The following is a 19,035-nucleotide window of genomic DNA, read 5'->3' as shown; positions in this document are numbered from 1 at the left end:
GCGCGGCATCCCGTCAGTCCCGGCTATCGTCCGAGAGAAGCGAAAACCCCATAGAGACGTGACATCAGGCCGCGCTTGCGGTCCGGGCGCGGCATGGCATCGCCCATCGCCCGCTGGAAGGCCGCGACGGACATCGCGTCCTGTCGAATGTCGGGCGGCGCCCGAAATATCGCTTCGAGCGCGATCTCTCTGAAAAGGCCGCGACGGTGCCCCTCATGCGCAAGGAGGTAGCGCAGGAGCTCGCGCGGGTCTGGGGATGCAGCGGTCGCCGCACCGGACAACTCGCCGCCGAGAAAGGCGGCCGCGAAATCTCCTGCGTCGATCTCCTCGAAGAACCTTCGAAGGATGAACAAGCCCTCGCGCGCGTCGCGCCGCCGCACCTCGGAGGCTCCGCCCGATGTGTTGCGGTCATGGACGCGAAACCGTACCAGCCGGTCGGCGAGGACGTGTATCTCGTGCTTCTGCAGCAGACGCAGCCACATGTCATAGTCGGGCAGCTGGCGCAGATAGTCGTCATAGGCTCCGCAACTCTCATAGACCTCGCGCCGGAGCAGGACGGAGGGGTGGCACAGGCAGTTTCCTTCCTCCGCCAGCCGCTTCAGCCACACATGCCGGGTGCCGTTTTCCCACGCGAAATTCCCGAGCGCGCCGGGCACGGCACGGTCCATGGGTGCGCCGGCGGCATCGACCCAGGACACGTCGGTGAAGACGGCGGCGATTTCGGGCGACCGGTCGAGAATGGCGAGCTGGCGTTCCAGCTTGTCCGGCTCCCAGGCGTCGTCGGAATTGCACACGGCGATGAACGGCGCGCGCGCCCGCCGCAACCCGACGTTCATCGCTGCGCTGGCGCCGACGTTGCTCGTGAGCGGGATGTGGACCAGCCGCGGATCGTCGAAACGGCCGATTACGGCGTTCGAGCCGTCCGGCGAAGCATCGTCGATCACGATCAACTCGATATCGCGGACGGACTGGCCGAGGACCGAGCCGATCGCCTCGGCGATGTACGCCTCATGCCGGTAGGACGGCATGACGACGGAAACCCGCGGTTTCCTCATGTGCCGGAGCCGCCCCGTTCGCCCGGCGCCGCCGGTGAGAAGGGCCGCGCCGGGACGCCGGCCACAGTGGCGCGAGCCGCCACATCGCCGACCACGCAGGCCCCTGCCGCGACGAAGGCGTCGTCGCCGATGATCAGCGGCTTGCCGGGGCTGCCGTTACGGATGGACGCACCGACGCCGATCCATACGCGCTCGCCGATCACGACATGGCCGGCGACATGAACACCCGGGCAGATCGTGGCATAGGCGCCGACATGCACGTCATGGGAGAGCACGCAGCCGAAGTTCACCAGGCTGAAATCACCGAGCTGCGCCGAGGCCGAGAGCACCGCTCCGTGAAAGACCTGGACCCCGATGCCGACGCGGGCCGAAGGCAGCATGCGCGCGGCGCGGCTGACGAAGCGCCCGAGCGGCAGGCCTGCGGCCGCAACCTTCGCGGCGAGCGTCATCCGCGCGGCGATCCCGCCGACGGCGATGAACCAGTCGCTGTCGCGGAGCCGGACGGCGGCATCCTCGAAGGACAGGACCGGCAGGCCGTCGATCTGCCGTCCGGAGGCGAAGTCGTCGACGAAGGCACGGACGTTCACACCGTCCGCCTCAAGCTCGAAGCGCAGTTCCCGGGCATGGCCCCCCGCGCCGTACAGTGTCGCTTCCCGAGGAAGCTGGAGTTCGTCCCGGCCCAGCATCGACTTGTCGCTCACGCTCCGGCGCCGGTCCGGCCCCGCTCACCGAATCCAGGATCTCAGTGCAGGCAGCCCGCCGCCGCCTCGCAGACATATCTGAGTTCCGCCTCTTCCATCTCATCGTACAGCGGAAGGGCGACAATACGTGAGGCGAGCCGTTCGGTGACAGCAAGTTGGTCCACGAGCGAGATCTCCCGGAAATAGGGCTGTTCGGCGAGATGAGGGCTGAAATAGGTGCCGAGCCCCACGCCGAGCGATTTCATGCGCTGGACGAAATCGGCACGGCAAACAGGAGCGCCCTCGGGCAGCAGGGCCGGCACGAACTGATGGGCGGTTCGCAGGCCGGTCAGTTCCTGAAACACGAAGTCGGGCAGCAGATTGCGATAGAGCGCGTAGAGGCCGGTACGGCGTTCGACGATCCGGTCGATCTCGTCGAGCTTCTTCAGCGCGAGCAGCGCAGGCAATTCGGCGAGCTTGGCATTGAGCCCCGGCATCTGGGACGAACGCCGGTCGTCGAAGCCGAAATTGGCCATCTGCCGCAGGCGCGCGATGCGATCCTTGTCGGCGCAATAGATGACGGCGCCTTCCGAGGTCGCGAAGGTCTTGGTCGCGTGCATCGAATACACGACCGCCATCGGCGCCGATCGCCCGAAAGCCCGTCCCTGGGCGTCAAGCGAGCCGAGTGAGGCTGCGGCATCGATCACGACCGGGACGCCGGTGCGCGCCGAAAGCTCGGCATAGCCCTCAAGGTCGAGGCAGTTGCCGAAGGTGGCACAGGGCAGAAGTGCCGCGACATCGTCGCCATGGCGTTCGAGCAGCCGGCGCTCCGCCTCGCGCGACGGTAGCCACGTCCCCGGCTCGACGTCGTACAGGATGGGCGTCAGGCCACACCAAGACACCGCATGAGCCGTTGCCGCGAAGGTGAAGGAAGGCACAAGGGCGAATTTCGCGCCGCGTCGACGGTTGAAGTAAGTGGCCTCGCGGAGCGCCAGCAGCAACGCGATGGTGGCGTTGCAGGCTGTCATGCACGCGCCTTCGTCTCCGAAGGCGCGGTGCAGCAGCCGGGTCTCGAACGCGGTGTTGACGGGCCCGAAATTCGAAAAGACGCCGGACGCCTCATGCGCGGCCAGCTCATCGAGATGATCGCTCAGGCGCACGGGCCGGGGCTTCAGGAATGGTACGCGCATGTGATTTCTTGTTCGTACAAGATACTCGCCGGGAGCGAAAAATCCTCTCGCTTGTCGCCTTCAGCAAGTTCGCGACGATACTGATGACCGGATGCGCGTATGTCCATAACTCCCACATGCCGACCTTGCCGCGAAGCAGCTGTCGCGGCTGGTCGATGCGCTGAGCTGTCGAGATAGCAAAAAAGGTGACGCCGGAGCGTCGCCCTTGTCTGGTGCAGACGTGACTGCTTGTTAACAGCCAGAGTCGCCAGCTCCCGCATCTTCTCGGACGGGCGCGAGCCGAAGTCCGGTGCGTCCCTCGCCGTTGAGCGCCGCGATGCACGTGCCATACGCCGCCGGCGTGACCGTTTCAAGCAGCGCCAGGCGGCGCTCATCAAATACCTTACGCATCCTGCCGTTCAACCAGACGCTGGACGATGCCAACGGCAGCTGCATCCTGTGTCCGCGCGAAGTAAAACACTAGCGCCAACAGTTAATTGCCGAGCACGGAGGTTACTGTTGAAAGGGTATCTTCGTAATATGATCGGTCACGACGGCTATGAAGGCCCGCAGCCGCTGAAGACGCCTCATGTCCCGGTGATAGCCCATCCAGATGTCTCGTGAGGGCGGCTCCGCCGGCAGATCGAGCTTGCGGAGACCCTCCATCTGACTTCCGACCATTTGCGGCAGGACGGCGATGCCGATGCCCTGGCGGGACATCCGCCCCTGCACGTTCCGATTGTTCGACCGCAGGAGCGGCTTGGCGTTCGGAAAGCTCTCGGTGAGCCAGGCAATATCCGGGAACTGGCCGGTCGAGGTGTCGTGGGTGATGAGCCGGAAGCCGGCTCCGTCGCCATAGACAGGCTCGGGCGAGCCGGCCGCGACGTAGACGCCATAGGGCAGGCGGACCAGCCGTCGCTGCACCACGTCGGGGTTGTCGAACGGGACGATCCGGAAAGCGATGTCGGCCTCCCGCTGGGCGAGGCTGAACAGCCGGGTCCCGGTGAGAATTTCCAGATCGACGTGTGGACAGATCTTCGCGTAGTCGTCGATGATCGGCGGCAGGACATAGGCCCCGAACCAGTCGGCGGAGGATATGCGCAAGGTGCCCTGAAGCGCCTGCTCCTGTCCGGCAAGCCGCCGCTCGATGGCCAGCGCGCCTTCCTCCATCTGCTCCGCCAGGGCGATGACGGCGCTGCCTTCCTCCGTCGGAATGAAACCGTCGGCCGTTCGTTGAAACAACGTGTGGCCGGTGGCCAGTTCGAGCGCCCGAAGGCGGCGTCCGACGGTGGGGTGGCTCAAACCAAGAGTACGGGCGGCGGCGCCCAGCGTGCCGGCACGGGCTATGGCCAGAAAGATCCTGACGTCGCTCCACTCCATCGCAGTGCCCACAAAAATGAACGGAGAACGTACGATACTGTCAGTTATTGAACAAATCCAATCACCTACATTCGCCTCATCCCGTTGGGGATGGCGAGCACGCCGGCCATGTGGCGCCGGTCAACGCGGCGCCCGTTTCCGACGCTGAAGGAGGACATGATGAAGACCTGGCTGATCACGGGATGCTCGTCGGGCCTCGGCCGGCAGCTTGCCGAGGCCGTCGCCGCGCGCGGCGACCGCCTCGTTGCCACCGCTCGTTCGACGGAGAGCCTGAAATCCCTGTGCGATCGCTATCCCGAGACGGTGCGCAGCATTCCGCTCGACGTCGCTCGTACCGGCGACGCGGCAAGGGCCGTGGACCTGGCGGAAAGCGCGTTTGGCGACCTCGACGTCCTCGTCAACAATGCCGGCTTCGGCTTCATCGGCGCGATCGAAGAGGGGGAGCCCGACGAATACCGGCCGATGTTCGAGGTGAACCTGTTCGGGCTGATCGAGACGACCCGCGCCGCCCTGCCGGCACTGCGCAAACGTCCCGGCGCCCGCATCGTCAATCTCTCCTCCGGTGCCGGGATCGCCGGATCGGCGGGTTTCGGCTTCTACAATGCCAGCAAGTTTGCGGTCGAAGGCCTGTCCGAAGCGCTTGCCGATGAGCTTCGTCCGCTCGGCGTGCACGTGATCATCGTCGAGCCCGGCCCCTTCCGCACCGATTTTCTCGGTCGCTCGATGATCACTGCGGTGCGGGAGATCGCCGCCTATGCCGAGACGGTGCCGGCGAGACGCCAATACCGGCAGACCAATAACGGCCGGCAGGACGGCGATCCCGTCAAAGCCGTCGCCGTGATGCTGCAGGCGGTCGATGCCGCGCATCCGCCGCTGCATCTGCCGATCGGGCCGCGCGCCCACGCGACCGCCGAGCAGAAGCTGGACTCGTTCCGCGCGGACATCGCCGCCTGGCGCGACATCTCCATCGCCACCGACTTCGACCCACCGGATGGGGCGGCCTGAACCGGCCGGCGGCTGCCAAGTCTAGAGAACGGAACTACTCTCACGAGCGCGACAACATCTGAAGCCGTGGCCCTTGCGGCCGTCGGCGTCCGAAACGGTGACGCCCTGCTTGAGCCGCGGCGCTGGACGATGTTCGCGATCCTGCTGGTCGGCACGTTCCTGCCGCCGCTCGCCCTCAGCATTTATGGTGCGGTCTTCGGCCTGGCTGCGGTCATCGGGCAAGCGCTCGGCGGCCTCCTGATCTCGCTCGACATCATGGGGCTGGGTGGCGGGCGATCTTCCTGATCAACCTGCCGGTGGCGACGCTCGTCCGATCCGGCCGCCATCACGCAGGCGCTCATCGTCGCCATGCTCTGTATCGCCCTCCGTCTCGCCGGCGGTGTGGCTCTGAGCATCACCCTCGTCCGGCCTGCGCCTCCTCCGCAGGACGAGGGGGGCAGGTTTGAGATAATCTCCACGGCTCCATCAGAGCCGCTCTCTATTCGTTCGATGCTGATCGGCGCGACAATTGTGTTTCTGCTGGCCCATAAGCCAATAAGCTACGGCACCGGCGCCGCGCGGCACCTGTTTCGAGACGATTTTCCTTACCTTGAAGGCGTTTCTTCTGAAGACGTCCTCATTGATCGATCCGGCAGGTCAGTTCGTGCCGGTCACCGGTCATTTCCCGGAACGTCAGGCGATCCGCCAATCTCGTCATCAGCGCGAGCACGACACCGTCCATGATGGCCTGTTCGTCGGCATCAAGGCTCGGCGTAACGCCGCCGCGAAGCGGCCGGCCCTGCCAGGAGAAGGCCAGCTCCAGCTCATACTCGTCGAACCGCGTGGCGACTTGGATCTGACCGCCATCGGAAAGGGACGAAGCCACCTCCGCAAACTCCTCGGCGATCTGCGACAGCCGGAGCACCGCCTCACCGCGCGCCCCTTCCGTACCGCCGGTGCGGAGCAGGAACTGCTGCAAGGGTGCGAAGCCTGACGCTGGCGCCCAGCTCAAGTGCAGAACCTTACGGGCGCCGATCCGGAACAGCGCGTTCAGCGTCAACGCCGTCAAAAGCGCGAGCACCAGCGAGGAACTGACGAGCGGATGCAGCACGGGCGGCAGATGCTGGGCATAGAAGCCGGGCATCTCGTCGAAGGAGATTCCGAGGAAGAAGCTCAAACCGACCGCCAGTGTGCGGCGGGCGTCGAGCATGCGTTGCCCGAGAATGGATATCCCGGACAGCACGACATAGGTGGAGGCGAAAAGCAGCGCCGCACCGAGTACGCTCTGGGGGATGGTGAGCAGCACACTGGACGCGCGTGGCAGGAGGGCCAGGCTGACCCAGCCGATGCCGACCCCGATGGCGACGCGGCGGGCGAAGACCTCGGTTGCCACGGAAAGGCCGACGCTGGCGGAATAGGTGTTGAGGCCCATCGTGCCGATGGCACCGGCGAGGAGCGTGCCGAGGCCATCGGCAAGCACGCCGGCCTCTATGTTGGCATAGTCCGGCCGCTTCCACGCGGTGTCATTGACCTTCTGGCTGGCCACCATGTCGCCGAAGGCACGGAGCGTGCAGGCGAGCGCGCCGACCAGGAAACCCGGCAGCAGCGATGCCTCGAAGCTCGGCGTGACCAGCGGCCAGATGAACAGTCGGGGGACAAGAGAAGCGAGGTCGAAGCGAACGTCGCCGATGGCCATGCCGTAGCCCGTATGCAGGGCAATTCCCGCCGCCAGACCCGCCAGCACGGCCATCGTGCGCAGGCGCGTACCGCCCCACACCGCAAGACCGACCATGACCGCCAGCGCCGCAAAAGCGGGGCCGCTTTCCACCGCCGCCAGCGGCTGCTGGCCATCGTAGCCGATCACGAGCTTCAGGGCGACGATGCCGAGTATGATCCCGATCATCAGCACGGTCAGTCCGACGATCTCCACCGGCAGATAGGGCCGCAGCCGGCCGATGAAGCGGCTGAGGATGATTTCTGTGAAGCCCGCGACGATGGTGAGGCCGGCGACGGCGCCGAGGCCTCCCTCGCGCGCCGCCGACAGGGCTGCGGGAAGATAGGCGGCGGTGAATACGGCCGGCAGCAGGAAGCCGCTGCCGACCTGCGCCAAACCGAGTATCCGTCCACCCCACGCCTGCGCGAGCGTTGCCACGCCCATGGCCAGCATGGACAGCTGGAGGTAATGCGCCTGCATATCCTCGTCTGCGCCGGCCGCCCGAGCCACGAGCAGGGGGAAGACAAGCGTCACCGCCATCAGGCCGACATGCTGCGCGATGGAAATGAGAAGCACGCCTCGAGGCGGACGGGAATGAAGGTCGTAACGTGCGGTCATGAGAACCCGAGCATGAGCGCCGACGCCAACATCACGCGTGAGTCTCCTGAAGCGAAGGCGACGCCGCGAGGTGCAAGCCAACCACCGCGCGCGTAGCGTCGCAGGATATCCCGCTTACCCCAACGCTGAAAGGGGACGGCGGCGAGATGCCGTGAGCAGGCCGTAGGCGGTCTCGGCCTTCTTCATGGAGAGCGCTCAGCTCGCCCGGCTCCACGTTGTCCCCATCGACAACGATGGCGATATGCCCCTTATGATTGGCGCCGCCGTCGAACGCGGCACCTACCCCTTCGGTGGACCGGATTTCGATGTCGCTCGGCCAAAGCTGGCCAGGGGCCAGCGCCTCATGCCGCGCACCCAAAGATGGGTGACGCGCCGTAGTCGATATTCAGCTCCGCCTCGGCGACGGCTTCCTGATAGCGCGTGGTCGGGTTGGCGAAAATCCCGCGGATGAACGCATCGCGCGCGCGACGGTCTTCCGGGCTCTTCAGGATCTGGGCGTGATCGGCCTCATCTCCCGACTCCGAGAAGAGGCGGCCCGTGGGTGTCCGCAGGAATACTTCCGCAGCCTCGGCGGAAATCTTCAGATCGTATCCGGTCTCAAGCCAGATCGCGTTGCCATAAGCATCCAGACGGACGAGCGGCGCGGCTTTGCCGAAGAAGCCGTTCGACGCGTAGGTCTGCAGCCGCAAAATGCGATCGCCCTCAAAATCGACATGCTGCATGGCCAGCAGGTGCTCGTTGCCATAGCGGATGTCGAGAACGATGGAACCGGTGTCGGTTTCGGCATCGTAGCCTATGGAGGAGACGTCGACGCCGTCGATGATCGCAAACCACCAGACGTTGTTCTGCGCGGCGCATTGGGAACTTCTGTCTCCGTTTGGCGTTACTTTCGCCCGTGGTCGCTGATGAAGCGTTTTGCCTCGGTAGTGTGGCTGATCAGAAGAAACAATGGAGACAGAGAGCCCGTATGTGTGGAATCGCCGGAGAAATTCGCTTCGATGGCTCGCTTGCCGATCCTCGCGCCGTCGCTTCGATGATGGACGTTCTTGCGCCGCGTGGACCTGACGGCGCGGGTCTTGAGGCACGGGGAGCCGTCGCCTTCGGCCACCGGCGGCTGCGCATAATCGACCTGTCCGACAAGGCCGCACAGCCGATGGTCGATCCCGATCTCGGGCTGAGCCTTACCTTCAACGGCTGCATCTATAATTACCCGGAACTGCGCCGTGAACTGGAAGCCAAAGGCTACCGGTTCTTCTCCGATGGCGACACGGAGGTCATCCTCAAAGCCTATCACGCCTGGGGCGACACGTGCGTCGAGCGGTTCCACGGCATGTTCGCCTTCGTCATCGCCGAGCACGATACAGGCACGGTGACGCTCGCGCGCGACCGCCTGGGTATCAAGCCGCTCTACTATTCGCAGGGCGCTCGGTTGCTGCGGTTTGCATCAAGCCTGCCCGCGCTGCTGGCGACGCCCGACGTCGACCGCTCGATCGACCGCGAAGCCCTGCACAATTATATGAGCTTCCACGCCGTGGTGCCGCCGCCCCGCACCATTCTCAATGGTGTGCGCAAACTCGCTGCCGCAACGGTGCGCCGCTACGCAACGGACGGTTCTTTTGCCGAACGGACCTATTGGCGGCCTTCCCACGAGCGTCGACCTGCGGATGCTGGGATGACGGCGCGAGACTGGCGCGATCGCGTGCTTGAGGCGCTGCGCGTTGCGGTGCGGCGGCGCATGGTTGCCGACGTCCCGGTCGGCGTGCTGCTTTCGGGCGGGGTGGATTCATCCATCATCGTCGGTCTGCTGGCTGAGGAGGGACAGAGCGATCTCGCAACCTTCTCCATCGGCTTTGAGGAGGCCAATGGCGAGAAGGGCGACGAGTTTCTGTATTCCGACCTGATCGCCCGCACATTCGGCACCGACCACCATAAGATCTTTGTGCCCTCCAGCGACCTGATGGGGGCATTGCCGGACACCATCCACGCCATGTCCGAGCCGATGGTTTCCTACGACAATATCGGCTTCTACCTGCTGTCGCGGGAGGTGTCGAAGTCGATCAAGGTGGTCCAGTCCGGACAGGGTGCGGACGAGATATTCGCCGGCTATCATTGGTACCCGCCGCTCGCCGACAGCAATGACGTGGTCGGCGACTATGCGCACGGCTTCTTCGACCGCGACCACGCCACGCTGGCCCGCCAACTCGGTCCGGAGTGGATGGCGGACACAGATGCGAGCCGCGACCTTGTCGCCGCCCATCTGCTTGCGGACGGCGCCGCGACCCCGGTCGACCGCGCGCTGCGGCTGGATTCGCAGGTGATGCTGGTCGACGATCCGGTGAAGCGCGTGGACAACATGACCATGGCGTGGGGGCTGGAGGCGCGTGTGCCCTTCCTCGACCATGAGCTGGTGGAACTCGCGGCCACCATCCCGCACGCCTTCAAGCTCGCCCATGGCGGTAAGGGGGTGCTGAAGGACGCTGCCCGGCTGGTGGTGCCCCACGAGGTCATCGACCGGCCCAAGGGCTACTTCCCGGTGCCGCAGCTGAAATACATCTCCGGCCCGTATCTCGGCATGGTGAAGGATGTCCTAGGCTCGGAGCGAGCGCGCGAGCGCGGTCTGTTCCGGCAGGATTATCTCGACACCCTGTTCGCCGATCCGGTGTCGCACATCACCCCGCTGCGCGGTTCCGAGCTCTGGCAGGTCGCGTTGCTGGAGAGTTGGCTCCAGTCGCACGGCATCTGAGGGGGAACGCACCATGACACCCAACTGCGCCTTCGATGTCGGCTGGGGCCGGCTGATTTTCGGCCAGACCTTCGAAAGCCTCGGCGAACTGGTCGATGTCCTGCGCGAGGAAGCGCCGGGGCGGCGCGACATCGCCATCTATGTGGAGGAGCCACACGTCCTGCTGTCTTTCGCGCCACAGGAGGTGTTCCTCGACCCATCGCATACCTACCGCCTGCAGATGGCGGACTACCGCCCCTCGGAGCGCAAGCCGGCCGGCTTTGTCATCCGGCCGCTGGCTTCGCAGGCCGATGCCGACGCCATCAATCGTATCTACGCCTCGCGCGGCATGGTGACGGTGCCGCCGCAGTTCTTCCAGTCGGCGCGCGATCCCGACCCGATCACCTATCTGGTCGCCGAGGACGAGTTGACGGGACGGGTTATCGGCACGGTGACGGGTGTCGACCATAGGCTGGCCTTCAACGACCGGAAGCTGGGCACGTCGCTCTGGTGTCTGGCCGTGGACCCGCAGGCGCGCCAGCCCGGGATAGGAGAGGCGCTCGTGCGCCATCTGGCCGAGCATGTCTCGGCGCTGGGGGCGAGCTTTCTCGACCTGTCGGTCATGCACGACAATACACAGGCGATCGCGCTGTACGAAAAGCTCGGCTTCGAGCGTGTGACCATGTTCACCGTCAAGCGCAAGAACCCGATCAATGAGAAGCTGTTTGCCGGGGAGGGGGAGGTCGAGGGCTTCAATCCCTATGCGCGGATCATCATCGACGAGGCGCGCCGGCGCGGCATTCTGGTCGAACCCATCGATGCGAAGGGCGGCTTTTTCCGCCTCACCTTCGGCGCGCGTTCCGTGCGCTGTCGCGAGAGCCTGTCCGAGCTGACCTCGTCAGTCGCCATGTCGATCTGCGACGACAAGAGCAGCAGCCGGCAGGTCGTCGCTGACGCGGGGGTGCGGGTGCCGGCGCAACTGACCACGGCCGCGCCGATGGACGACATCGTGGCCTTTCTCAAGCAGCATCAGCGTCTGGTCGTGAAGCCGGCGCGCGGCGAGCAGGGGCAGGGCATCTCGGTCGGCCTGACAACCCTGGACGAACTGGACGCCGCGATCGTCGAGGCGCGCAAGGTCTCGAACGATATCCTGATCGAGGAATGCATTGACGGCGACGATCTGCGCCTCGTGGTGATCAATTTCAAGGTGGTGGCAGCCGCGATCCGGCGCCCGGCTACGGTGGTGGGTGACGGGAGCAGCACGATTGACGAACTTATTCAGGCGCAGAGCCGCCGAAGGGCGGCGGCAACGGGTGGCGAGTCCCGCATTCCGCGCGACGGAGAGACCGAACGGACAGTGCGTGCGGCTGGGTTCGATCTGAATTCCGTGCTGCCGGCGGGCCAGGAACTGAAGGTCCGACGCACCGCCAATCTACACACGGGCGGCACGATCCACGACGTCACGGACTCGGTGCATCCCGCATTGATCGAGGCCGGCGTCAAGGTGGCCCGCGCCATCGACATTCCTGTCGTCGGTGTCGACCTGATGGTTCGCGCGCCGACGGAGCCGGGCTACGCGTTCATTGAAGCCAATGAACGACCCGGCCTTGCCAATCATGAGCCTCAGCCGACCGCCGAGCGCTTCATCGATCTGCTGTTTCCACTCGCCATCCCTGCCGGCGTGCGACAGGTGCTTGAAACGTCGCAGGCGAGGGCGGACTTATGAGCCGACTGTCGATCGACGCCGACTATCTCGCCGACATGCTGGCGAAGCTGCTGGCGATCCCCAGCCCGACTGGGTACACCGACACGATCGTGCGTTTCGTCGCCCGCGAGCTTGCCTCCTTCGGGCTTGATGTCGAACTCACACGGCGCGGCGCCATCCGCGTGGTTCGGCCGGGACATACACATCTTGGCGCGCGTGCGCTCGTCGCCCATGTCGACACGCTTGGTGCGCAAGTAAAGTTTCTGAAACCGAACGGCCGGCTGGCTCTTGTCCCCATCGGAACCTGGTCGGCGCGCTTCGCCGAAGGCGCGCGGTGTACGGTCTTTACAGAGAAGGGCAGCTACACGGGCACGATTTTGCCGCTCAAGGCCTCCGGACATACCTTCAACGACGAAGTCGACAGCCTTCCGATTGGATGGGATTACGTCGAGATGCGCGTCGATGCCCGCGCACGCAACGCCGGCGACCTGTCACGTCTGGGCTTCGACGTGGGCGACATCGTTGCCATCGATCCTCAGCCGGAATTCCTCGAAAGCGGCTTCGTCGTCTCCCGCCACCTGGATGACAAGGCAGGCGTGGCGGTCATCCTCGCAGCGCTCAAAGCGCTACATGAGTCCAACACGAAGACGCCCGTGGACACCTGCTGGCTTTTCTCGATCTCGGAGGAGGTCGGCGTCGGGGCCTCGGCCGTGCTGACGTCCGACGTGGCGTCCCTTATTGCCATAGACAACGGAACATCGGCGCCGGGGCAGGCATCCGACGAGTTCGGCGTCACTGTTTGCCTCGCCGATCAGAGTGGCCCCTTCGACTACCATTTGACGAAAAAACTCGTCGAGCTGTGCCGTGCCAATGACATCCGCTACCAGAAGGATGTGTTCCGCTACTATCGATCGGATTCCGCAAGCGCCGTTGTGGCCGGTGCAGATGTACGCACGGCGCTGCTCACATTCGGCATCGACGCCTCGCACGGTTATGAGCGCATTCACATGCACGCCCTGCGCTCCTTGGCCGAGTTGATCACGGCCTATGTGCAGAGCCCGGTGGAGATCACCCGTGATTTCCAGCCGACAGCCGGTCTGAAAGGGTTCACACGGCAACCCAGCCAAGAGGCGGACCAGATCCTCTCCCCGGATGTACGCAGTGGGGATCTCGGCACCTAGTAGATTGGTGGTCCTCACGGACACACATGATTGGCCCTACGTCCGCCTACATCAGTCATCCGTTTGGGTTTCTTGCTGCAGTGCAGCCAACAGCGACATGAAGCGTTCGCCCTGTACCAGGACGTGAGCCCGCATGCGGTCCGCGGCGGCGATGCCGTCTCCAGCGATCAGGTCCGCCAGAATAGCCTCGTGCTCCGCCAATGACGCCGCTATCCGGCGCGGCACTTTCAGCTGAAGGCGCCGATAGGGTTGCAATGCCGTCTGAAGGCGGACCGCCTCCGCTCGAAGCACGCGATTGCCGGTAGCGGCATAGATCGCTGCGTGGAACTGAGCATTCGCCGGATAATACGCATCGTCGTCGCCGGCGGCGACGGCTTCCTGGCAGGCGACATGCGCGCGGGTGATCGCGGCCCGATCCGCCGCTCCAAGGCGCTGCGCCGCAAGACGCGCGCAGGATGCCTCGATCTCCGCCATAAGCTCGAAAGATTCGACGAGCGCCCCGACCTTGCTGCCAATCATCCCTACCATAGCGCGATATGCCTGGGCGCGAGGCGCCGATGCTCATTCAGAGCCGCGGCCCCTCCACATGATGCCTTGCGCGGGCCGGCGGCGACGAGCGGCGCGCGGCGGGCTGGATGCGGCGCGTTGGAGGGCAAAAAGCCGCGCCGTCCCGGGCGACCTTCCGCCGGCGAGGGCGGGGCCGCCCGGGTGGGGCGTGGGGCGATCACTGGAGCTTTATGCCGGCCTCCTTAATGATCCGGGCCCAGGTCGCGGTCTCCCGCACGATCAGGTCGTTGAAGTCCTTGCCGCTGCCGCCGATAGGCCGCAGCCCCATCAGCGCCAATCCGCTCTTGGCCGAATCCTCGTTCACTGCGGCAGAGGCGGCCTGTTGAAGCCTGTCGATGATCGGCTGGGGCGTGCCGGCGGGCGCCAGCAGCCCGTACCACGTGCCGACGTCGAAGCCCTTGAGGCCGCTCTCGTCGAGCGTGGGCACGTCAGGCAGGGCCGGGAAGCGCTGAAGGCCGGTGGTCGCGATTGCCCGCATCTTGCCCGCCTGGATATGGGGAACCGTCGTCGCGACGCTTCCGAACACCATCTGCGCCTCGTTGCCGAGAACGGCGGTCGCGGCCGGGCCGCCGCCCTTGTAGGAGAGATGGGTCAGCTTGGTGCCGGTCATCGCCATGAACAGCTCGGCCGACAGATGGTGCGAGCTGCCCAGTCCGCCCGAGGAGAAGCTGATCTTGCCGGGGTTCTCCTTGGCGTAGGCGACGAGTTCGGCGACGTTCTTCACCGGCAGCTCGGGATTGACGACGAGAATGTACTGGCCGTCCGCCAGCTCGGTGATCGGCACGAAGTCCTTCTGGACATTGAAGGTCAGATTTGGCGAGAGCCCCGGCGTGACCGTGAGCGCCGTGTTGAAGCCGAGCAGCAGCGTGTAGCCGTCGGGCGCGGCCTTGGCCACAAGGTCGGAGGCGATGTTGCCCGCTGCCCCCGGCCGGTTGTCGATGACCATTTGCTGGCCGAGGCGCCTCGACATGCCGTCGGCCACCAGCCGCGCGATGCCGTCGGTGCTGCCGCCTGCCGGGTAAGGCAGCACCAGGCGGATCGGCTTGGTCGGATAGTCCGCCTGAGCCGCCGCCGGCAGGCAAGCGGCCATAGATATCGCGAACACGGCAGCACATAGCTTGCGCATGCGTTCCTCCCCTCTCGATTTTATGGGTTGGCCGCGCGGGCGGCCGCTGTCGACCTTAGGGTCTGCCGATCATTCGAGCTTTATGCCGGCCTCGTTGATCACCTTGGCCCAGGAGGCCGTCTCGCGGGCGATGAGAGCGCCGAATTCCGGCCCGGTATTGCCGATGGGCTCAAGGCTCAGCGAGTTCAGGGTCTCTTTGGTCTTCTCTTCGTTGAGCACGGCGACCGCAGTGTCGTGCAGCTTGTCGACGATGGCCTGCGAGGTGCCGGCGGGCGCGAGCAGGCCGTACCAGGTGGTCACGTCGAAGCCCTTCAGTCCGCTTTCGTCGAGCGTCGGGATATCGGGCAGAGCCGGCAGGCGCTTCAGGCCGGATGTCGCCAGCGGGCGCATCTTGCCGACCTGAATGTGGGGCAGCGTGGCGGTGACGCTACCGAACACAAGCTGGATCTCGTTGCCGAGCAGCGCCGTGGTTGAGCCGGACGCGCCCTTGTAGGCCAGATGCGTGAGCTTCGTTCCGGTCTTCGCCATGAACAGTTCGGCCGCCAGATGGTGCGGGCTTCCGGTGCCGCTGGAACCGAAATTGAGGCTGCCGGGGTTCTTCTTCGCATAGGCGATCAGTTCGTCGATGTTCTTCACCGGCACGTCGGGATGCACCACGAGAACGTACTGGCCGGCCGCCAGCTCGGTGATCGGGGTGAAGTCCTTCGCCACGTTGAAGGTGAGGTTCGGCGATACGCCGGGCGTGACGGTCAGCGCCGTGCTGAATCCCATCAGCAGCGTGTAGCCGTCGGGCGCCGCCCGGGCGACGAGATCGGAGGCGATGTTGCCTCCCGCGCCCGGCCGGTTGTCGATCAGCACCTGCTGGCCGAGGCGCTTGGACATGCCGTCGCCGATGAGGCGGGCGACGGCGTCGGTGCCGCCACCCGGCGGGAAGGGCAGAACGACGCGGATCGGCTTGGTAGGGTAGTCCGACTGCGCCGCTGCGGGCGCGGCGAGCGCGATCAGCAGGGGCAGCACGAGGGCTTTCAGCTTCAGCATTTGTTCCTCCCGTTGGTTTGTTCTGGTCGGTCAGGTCACGCGTCGCTGGCGACGGCCTCCTCCTTCTTGTGCCGGATCATCGGAATGAGCATCGAGGCCAGCAGGATCGCCGCAATCAGCAGCATGGCGACGCTCATCGGACGGGTGACGAAGATGCTCGGATCGCCCCTCGACATGACCATGGAGCGGCGCAGGTTCTCCTCCATCATCGGGCCGAGGATGAAGCCCAGAAGCAGCGGCGCCGGTGCGAAGTCGAGCTTCACGAACACCAGCCCGACCAGACCGAATACCGCCAGCAGCACTACCGACAGCGAGCTGTTGCTCAGTGTGTAGACGCCCACGCAGGACAGGATCACGATGGCCGGGTAGAGCAGGCGGTAGGGCACTGCGAGCATCTTCACCCATAGCCCCAGCATCGGCAGGTTGAGGACGAGCAGCATCAGGTTGCCGATCCACATAGACGCCACCAGGCCCCAGAACAGGTCGGGGTGGCTGGTCATGACCTGCGGGCCCGGTGCGATTCCGAACATGGTGAGGGCGCCGAGCATCAGCGCCATCGTGCCGTTGTGCGGAATTCCCAGCGTCAGGGTCGGGATGAAGGCGGTCTGCGCCGCCGCGTTGTTGGCCGATTCCGGACCGGCGACGCCCTCGATGGCCCCATGCCCGAACCGCTCGGGGTGGCGTGAGAACTTCTTCTCAAGGGCGTAGGACATGAAGGAACTGATGGTCGTCCCGGTACCCGGCAGGATGCCCAGTATCGAGCCGAGCGCCGTGCCGCGCGCGATCGGCCATGCGCTCGCCTTCATGTCCGCGCGGCTCGGCAGCAGGTTGCTCACCTTCGAGGAGAAGATCTCGCGGGCTTCCGGACGCTGGATGTTGGCGATGATCTCGGCCAGGCCGAACATGCCCATCGCGACGACCACAAAGTCGATGCCGTCCGTCAGTTCGGGAAGGCCGAAGGTGAAGCGGTAGGTACCGGAATTCACGTCGGTGCCGGACAGGCCGAGGATCAGCCCGAGCACGATCATGCTGATCGCCTTGATCATCGAGCCGTGCGACAGCACGGCGGCCGTGACCAGGCCCAGCACCATGATCGAGAAATATTCCGGCGAGCCGAAATTGAGCGCCCAGGCGCTCAGCGCCGGAGCGAAGGCCGCGACCACGACGTTCGACACCGTACCGGCGATGAAGGAGCCGATGGCGGCGATGGCGAGCGCCGGCCCGGCCCGGCCGCGCCGCGCCATCTGGTGGCCGTCGAGGCAGGTGACGACGGAGGAGGATTCGCCCGGCAGGTTGACCAGGATCGCCGTGGTCGAGCCGCCATACTGGGCGCCGTAATAGATGCCGGCCAGCATGATCAGCGCCGAGGAGGGCTCCAGATTATAAGTGATCGGCAGCAGCACGCTGATGGTCACCAGCGGCCCCACCCCCGGCAGCACGCCGATGAAGGTGCCGAGCATGACGCCGACGAAGCAGTAGAGCAGGCCGTGGAAGGACAGCGCGACCGAGAAGCCGAGAGCGAGGTTGGAAAAGAGTTCCATCACAGACCCCTCGGCCAGAGAGCGAAGGGTATTTCAAGCGCATAGGCGAAGAGCAGCACGACGCCGACCGTCAGCCCGACCGATAGCAGCAGCGTCTCGCGCAGCCGGAAGGGCGTGTGGGCCAGGCTCGACGCGATTATGAGGATCATCGACGACAGCACGAGGCCGAGCGGTTCGAGCACTTGGGCGAAGAGAAGGACCGCGCCGAGCACGACGAGGACGGGACGCAGGCCGCCTCCCCATTCGAGTTCCTCGCCGTCATGCGGAGCGCGGAGGGCGAGCAGCAGGCCGAGGCCCATCAGCAGCAGCGCCAGCGAGAACGGCATGAAGCCGGGGCCCATCTGCCGCAGTGTTCCCATCGGGTAGGAGCGCGAGATGAAGGCGGCTCCGGCGCCGATGGCGACGAGCAGCAGCCCGCCGAGAAAGTCCTTGTTCCCTAGAATGCTGGTTTTCATTGTGGCGTATCCAGCGTAATGGCGACGGCATAAGTCGAGCCGGCCAGTTAGTGCGCTTGTCGCGCGTATATCCCCGTTATGGTCAGGTGGAGGGGCATGATTTCACAGTACGTCACCCGAGCAGGACCTGGTTGCGCAGCGGGATTCCGGCCTTGAAGTGGCTCAGATTGAGCGACACCAGCTCGGCGAAGCGTCGCTCCGTCGGGCCGCCGGTTCCTGCCACGTGCGGCGAAAGAATGAGATTGGGGAGCGTCCACATCGGATCGGAGGACGGCAGGGGTTCGTTCTCGAAGACGTCCAGGCAGGCCGCCGCGATCTTGCCCTCGCCGAGCGCCCGGCTCAGGGCGCTGCCGTCGAACACCTCGCCTCGGCCGACATTGACGATGACGGCGGAGGTCTTCATCCGGCTCAGCTGCGACGCCCCGATCAGATGCCGGGTCTGTTCGGTGAGAGGCAGCGTCGACATCACGACGTCCGCCTGCTCCAGCCAGTCGTCCAGAGCCGCCAGCGTCTCCACCCTGTCCGCCGGACCCTTGCCGCCGCCGGTCCGGTTCAGCGCGACGACGCGCATGTCGAAGGCTTTTGCCTTGCGGGCGATCTCCAGGCCCACCGAGCCGTAGCCGAGGAGCAGCATCAGGCCGCCCTCGACGCTGGAGACGTGGGACCGCAGAGCGTCGCGCGCCCACGTCCCGGCCGCCTTGTAGCTCTCCATAGCCGGCACGGCGTGAACCTGCGCGAGCAGGAGCGCCATGGCGTGCTCGGCCACCGTGCGCCCCTTCAGCCCGGCGGCGGTGGTGAAGGCGACACCCGGCGGCAGGCCGATCTTCTCGAACCTGTCCGTACCGATGGACGAGGACTGCACCCATCGCAGGCGCGGCGCCCGGTTGTTGACCGCTTCCGCTATGGCGCCCTCGTAATAGGGCCCCGCCACGACGAAGACGTCCGCGTCCGCGAGTTCGGCGATGGCCTGCTCGTGAGAGCCCGCACCGACGAACCTCACATCGGGATGCTCGGGCGCCAGGGCCGCCACGGCGGGACCCTCGAACTGCAGCCTGAAGACCAGTTTCATGATGTCCCTCACGATGCGGCATCCGGGGACG

18 protein-coding genes are annotated in these 19,035 nt (G+C 65.5%); 6 read left to right on the top strand and 12 right to left on the bottom strand.

Translation table 11 applies throughout. From position 1 onward, the window contains the following. Positions 1-23: 23 nt before the first annotated feature. The 4 genes from MWN33_RS00280 to MWN33_RS00265 all read right to left on the bottom strand — a co-directional run bounded on the left by MWN33_RS00280 (position 24) and on the right by MWN33_RS00265 (position 4,284). Positions 24-1,055, bottom strand: a complete 1,032-nt coding sequence (locus tag MWN33_RS00280; protein WP_281493550.1) for a glycosyltransferase — start codon at positions 1,053-1,055, stop codon at positions 24-26. Further along, complete coding sequence (locus MWN33_RS00275; RefSeq protein WP_247198062.1) at positions 1,052-1,756, bottom strand: acetyltransferase; 705 nt, start codon at positions 1,754-1,756, stop codon at positions 1,052-1,054. Before MWN33_RS00275 ends, MWN33_RS00280 begins: the two co-directional genes overlap by 4 nt. Positions 1,757-1,797: 41 nt before the next feature. Beyond that, complete coding sequence (locus MWN33_RS00270) at positions 1,798-2,925, bottom strand: DegT/DnrJ/EryC1/StrS family aminotransferase (protein WP_247198060.1); 1,128 nt, start codon at positions 2,923-2,925, stop codon at positions 1,798-1,800. 492 nt (positions 2,926-3,417) lie between these two features. After that, the gene (locus MWN33_RS00265) at positions 3,418-4,284 is read right to left on the bottom strand and encodes a LysR family transcriptional regulator (protein ID WP_247198058.1); all 867 of its coding nucleotides are present in this window, start codon (positions 4,282-4,284) and stop codon (positions 3,418-3,420) included. 156 nt (positions 4,285-4,440) lie between these two features. Here MWN33_RS00265 and MWN33_RS00260 point away from each other — a divergent pair, with 156 nt between their 5' ends. Next, a complete protein-coding gene (locus MWN33_RS00260; protein ID WP_247198056.1) occupies positions 4,441-5,289 on the top strand; it encodes an oxidoreductase in 849 nt (282 codons plus the stop codon). Between the two features lie 129 nt (positions 5,290-5,418). Next, entirely contained in the window at positions 5,419-5,574 is a 156-nt protein-coding gene (locus tag MWN33_RS00255) for a hypothetical protein (protein ID WP_247198054.1), read from the top strand. A gap of 331 nt (positions 5,575-5,905) precedes the next feature. On the opposite strand, the gene MWN33_RS00250 is transcribed toward MWN33_RS00255, so the two are convergent. After that, on the bottom strand, positions 5,906-7,600 hold the full coding sequence (locus MWN33_RS00250; RefSeq protein WP_247198052.1) for a uracil-xanthine permease family protein: 1,695 nt from the start codon (positions 7,598-7,600) through the stop codon (positions 5,906-5,908). A gap of 341 nt (positions 7,601-7,941) precedes the next feature. Continuing rightward, positions 7,942-8,322, bottom strand: a complete 381-nt coding sequence (locus MWN33_RS00245; RefSeq protein ID WP_247198051.1) for a hypothetical protein — start codon at positions 8,320-8,322, stop codon at positions 7,942-7,944. On the opposite strand from MWN33_RS00245, the gene MWN33_RS00240 reads away from it, so the two are divergent. From MWN33_RS00240 to MWN33_RS00225, 4 genes are read left to right on the top strand one after another with little or no spacing between them, the layout of a single operon-like run. Continuing rightward, complete coding sequence (locus MWN33_RS00240) at positions 8,314-8,637, top strand: hypothetical protein (RefSeq protein ID WP_247198049.1); 324 nt, start codon at positions 8,314-8,316, stop codon at positions 8,635-8,637. The genes MWN33_RS00245 and MWN33_RS00240 overlap by 9 nt on opposite strands. Then, positions 8,568-10,343: an N-acetylglutaminylglutamine amidotransferase gene (locus MWN33_RS00235; RefSeq protein WP_247198047.1), complete on the top strand. Its 1,776-nt coding sequence runs from the start codon at positions 8,568-8,570 to the stop codon at positions 10,341-10,343. Before MWN33_RS00240 ends, MWN33_RS00235 begins: the two co-directional genes overlap by 70 nt. A gap of 13 nt (positions 10,344-10,356) precedes the next feature. Then, the gene (gene ngg / locus MWN33_RS00230; RefSeq protein WP_247198045.1) at positions 10,357-12,048 is read left to right on the top strand and encodes an N-acetylglutaminylglutamine synthetase; all 1,692 of its coding nucleotides are present in this window, start codon (positions 10,357-10,359) and stop codon (positions 12,046-12,048) included. Next, on the top strand, positions 12,045-13,208 hold the full coding sequence (locus MWN33_RS00225) for an osmoprotectant NAGGN system M42 family peptidase (RefSeq protein WP_247198043.1): 1,164 nt from the start codon (positions 12,045-12,047) through the stop codon (positions 13,206-13,208). Before ngg ends, MWN33_RS00225 begins: the two co-directional genes overlap by 4 nt. Before the next feature lie 51 nt (positions 13,209-13,259). Here MWN33_RS00225 and MWN33_RS00220 read toward each other — a convergent pair whose 3' ends face one another. The 6 genes from MWN33_RS00220 to MWN33_RS00195 all read right to left on the bottom strand — a co-directional run bounded on the left by MWN33_RS00220 (position 13,260) and on the right by MWN33_RS00195 (position 19,004). Further along, on the bottom strand, positions 13,260-13,727 hold the full coding sequence (locus tag MWN33_RS00220; RefSeq protein WP_247198041.1) for a GntR family transcriptional regulator: 468 nt from the start codon (positions 13,725-13,727) through the stop codon (positions 13,260-13,262). Between the two features lie 205 nt (positions 13,728-13,932). Next, complete coding sequence (locus MWN33_RS00215) at positions 13,933-14,865, bottom strand: Bug family tripartite tricarboxylate transporter substrate binding protein (protein ID WP_247198039.1); 933 nt, start codon at positions 14,863-14,865, stop codon at positions 13,933-13,935. Between the two features lie 105 nt (positions 14,866-14,970). Then, a complete protein-coding gene (locus tag MWN33_RS00210; protein WP_247198038.1) occupies positions 14,971-15,939 on the bottom strand; it encodes a Bug family tripartite tricarboxylate transporter substrate binding protein in 969 nt (322 codons plus the stop codon). Between the two features lie 35 nt (positions 15,940-15,974). Beyond that, a complete protein-coding gene (locus MWN33_RS00205) occupies positions 15,975-17,480 on the bottom strand; it encodes a tripartite tricarboxylate transporter permease (protein WP_247198037.1) in 1,506 nt (501 codons plus the stop codon). Further along, positions 17,480-17,935: a tripartite tricarboxylate transporter TctB family protein gene (locus tag MWN33_RS00200; protein WP_247198036.1), complete on the bottom strand. Its 456-nt coding sequence runs from the start codon at positions 17,933-17,935 to the stop codon at positions 17,480-17,482. Before MWN33_RS00200 ends, MWN33_RS00205 begins: the two co-directional genes overlap by 1 nt. A gap of 112 nt (positions 17,936-18,047) precedes the next feature. Further along, entirely contained in the window at positions 18,048-19,004 is a 957-nt protein-coding gene (locus MWN33_RS00195) for a D-2-hydroxyacid dehydrogenase (protein ID WP_247198034.1), read from the bottom strand. Between the last annotated feature and the right edge of the window lie 31 nt (positions 19,005-19,035).

Origin of the sequence: Ancylobacter koreensis, from assembly GCF_023016525.1 — a bacterium.
Lineage (GTDB): Bacteria > Pseudomonadota > Alphaproteobacteria > Rhizobiales > Xanthobacteraceae > Ancylobacter > Ancylobacter koreensis.
The sequence above is the reverse complement of the archived record's forward strand: the minus strand, read 5'-3'. Positions and strand labels throughout refer to the sequence as shown.

What these genes read in the sequence shown, in the direction of transcription:
- MWN33_RS00280 (WP_281493550.1), bottom strand. Translation starts at nt 1,055, where the DNA reads ATGAGGAAACCGCGGGTTTCCGTCGTCATGCCGTCCTACCGGCATGAG.
- MWN33_RS00270 (WP_247198060.1), bottom strand. Translation starts at nt 2,925, where the DNA reads ATGCGCGTACCATTCCTGAAGCCCCGGCCCGTGCGCCTGAGCGATCAT.
- MWN33_RS00265 (WP_247198058.1), bottom strand. Translation starts at nt 4,284, where the DNA reads ATGGAGTGGAGCGACGTCAGGATCTTTCTGGCCATAGCCCGTGCCGGC.
- MWN33_RS00260 (WP_247198056.1), top strand. Translation starts at nt 4,441, where the DNA reads ATGATGAAGACCTGGCTGATCACGGGATGCTCGTCGGGCCTCGGCCGG.
- MWN33_RS00255 (WP_247198054.1), top strand. Translation starts at nt 5,419, where the DNA reads ATGTTCGCGATCCTGCTGGTCGGCACGTTCCTGCCGCCGCTCGCCCTC.
- MWN33_RS00250 (WP_247198052.1), bottom strand. Translation starts at nt 7,600, where the DNA reads ATGACCGCACGTTACGACCTTCATTCCCGTCCGCCTCGAGGCGTGCTT.
- MWN33_RS00240 (WP_247198049.1), top strand. Translation starts at nt 8,314, where the DNA reads ATGCTGCATGGCCAGCAGGTGCTCGTTGCCATAGCGGATGTCGAGAAC.
- MWN33_RS00245 (WP_247198051.1), bottom strand. Translation starts at nt 8,322, where the DNA reads ATGCAGCATGTCGATTTTGAGGGCGATCGCATTTTGCGGCTGCAGACC.
- MWN33_RS00235 (WP_247198047.1), top strand. Translation starts at nt 8,568, where the DNA reads ATGTGTGGAATCGCCGGAGAAATTCGCTTCGATGGCTCGCTTGCCGAT.
- ngg (WP_247198045.1), top strand. Translation starts at nt 10,357, where the DNA reads ATGACACCCAACTGCGCCTTCGATGTCGGCTGGGGCCGGCTGATTTTC.
- MWN33_RS00225 (WP_247198043.1), top strand. Translation starts at nt 12,045, where the DNA reads ATGAGCCGACTGTCGATCGACGCCGACTATCTCGCCGACATGCTGGCG.
- MWN33_RS00220 (WP_247198041.1), bottom strand. Translation starts at nt 13,727, where the DNA reads ATGATTGGCAGCAAGGTCGGGGCGCTCGTCGAATCTTTCGAGCTTATG.
- MWN33_RS00215 (WP_247198039.1), bottom strand. Translation starts at nt 14,865, where the DNA reads ATGGCCGCTTGCCTGCCGGCGGCGGCTCAGGCGGACTATCCGACCAAG.
- MWN33_RS00210 (WP_247198038.1), bottom strand. Translation starts at nt 15,939, where the DNA reads ATGCTGAAGCTGAAAGCCCTCGTGCTGCCCCTGCTGATCGCGCTCGCC.
- MWN33_RS00205 (WP_247198037.1), bottom strand. Translation starts at nt 17,480, where the DNA reads ATGGAACTCTTTTCCAACCTCGCTCTCGGCTTCTCGGTCGCGCTGTCC.
- MWN33_RS00200 (WP_247198036.1), bottom strand. Translation starts at nt 17,935, where the DNA reads ATGAAAACCAGCATTCTAGGGAACAAGGACTTTCTCGGCGGGCTGCTG.
- MWN33_RS00195 (WP_247198034.1), bottom strand. Translation starts at nt 19,004, where the DNA reads ATGAAACTGGTCTTCAGGCTGCAGTTCGAGGGTCCCGCCGTGGCGGCC.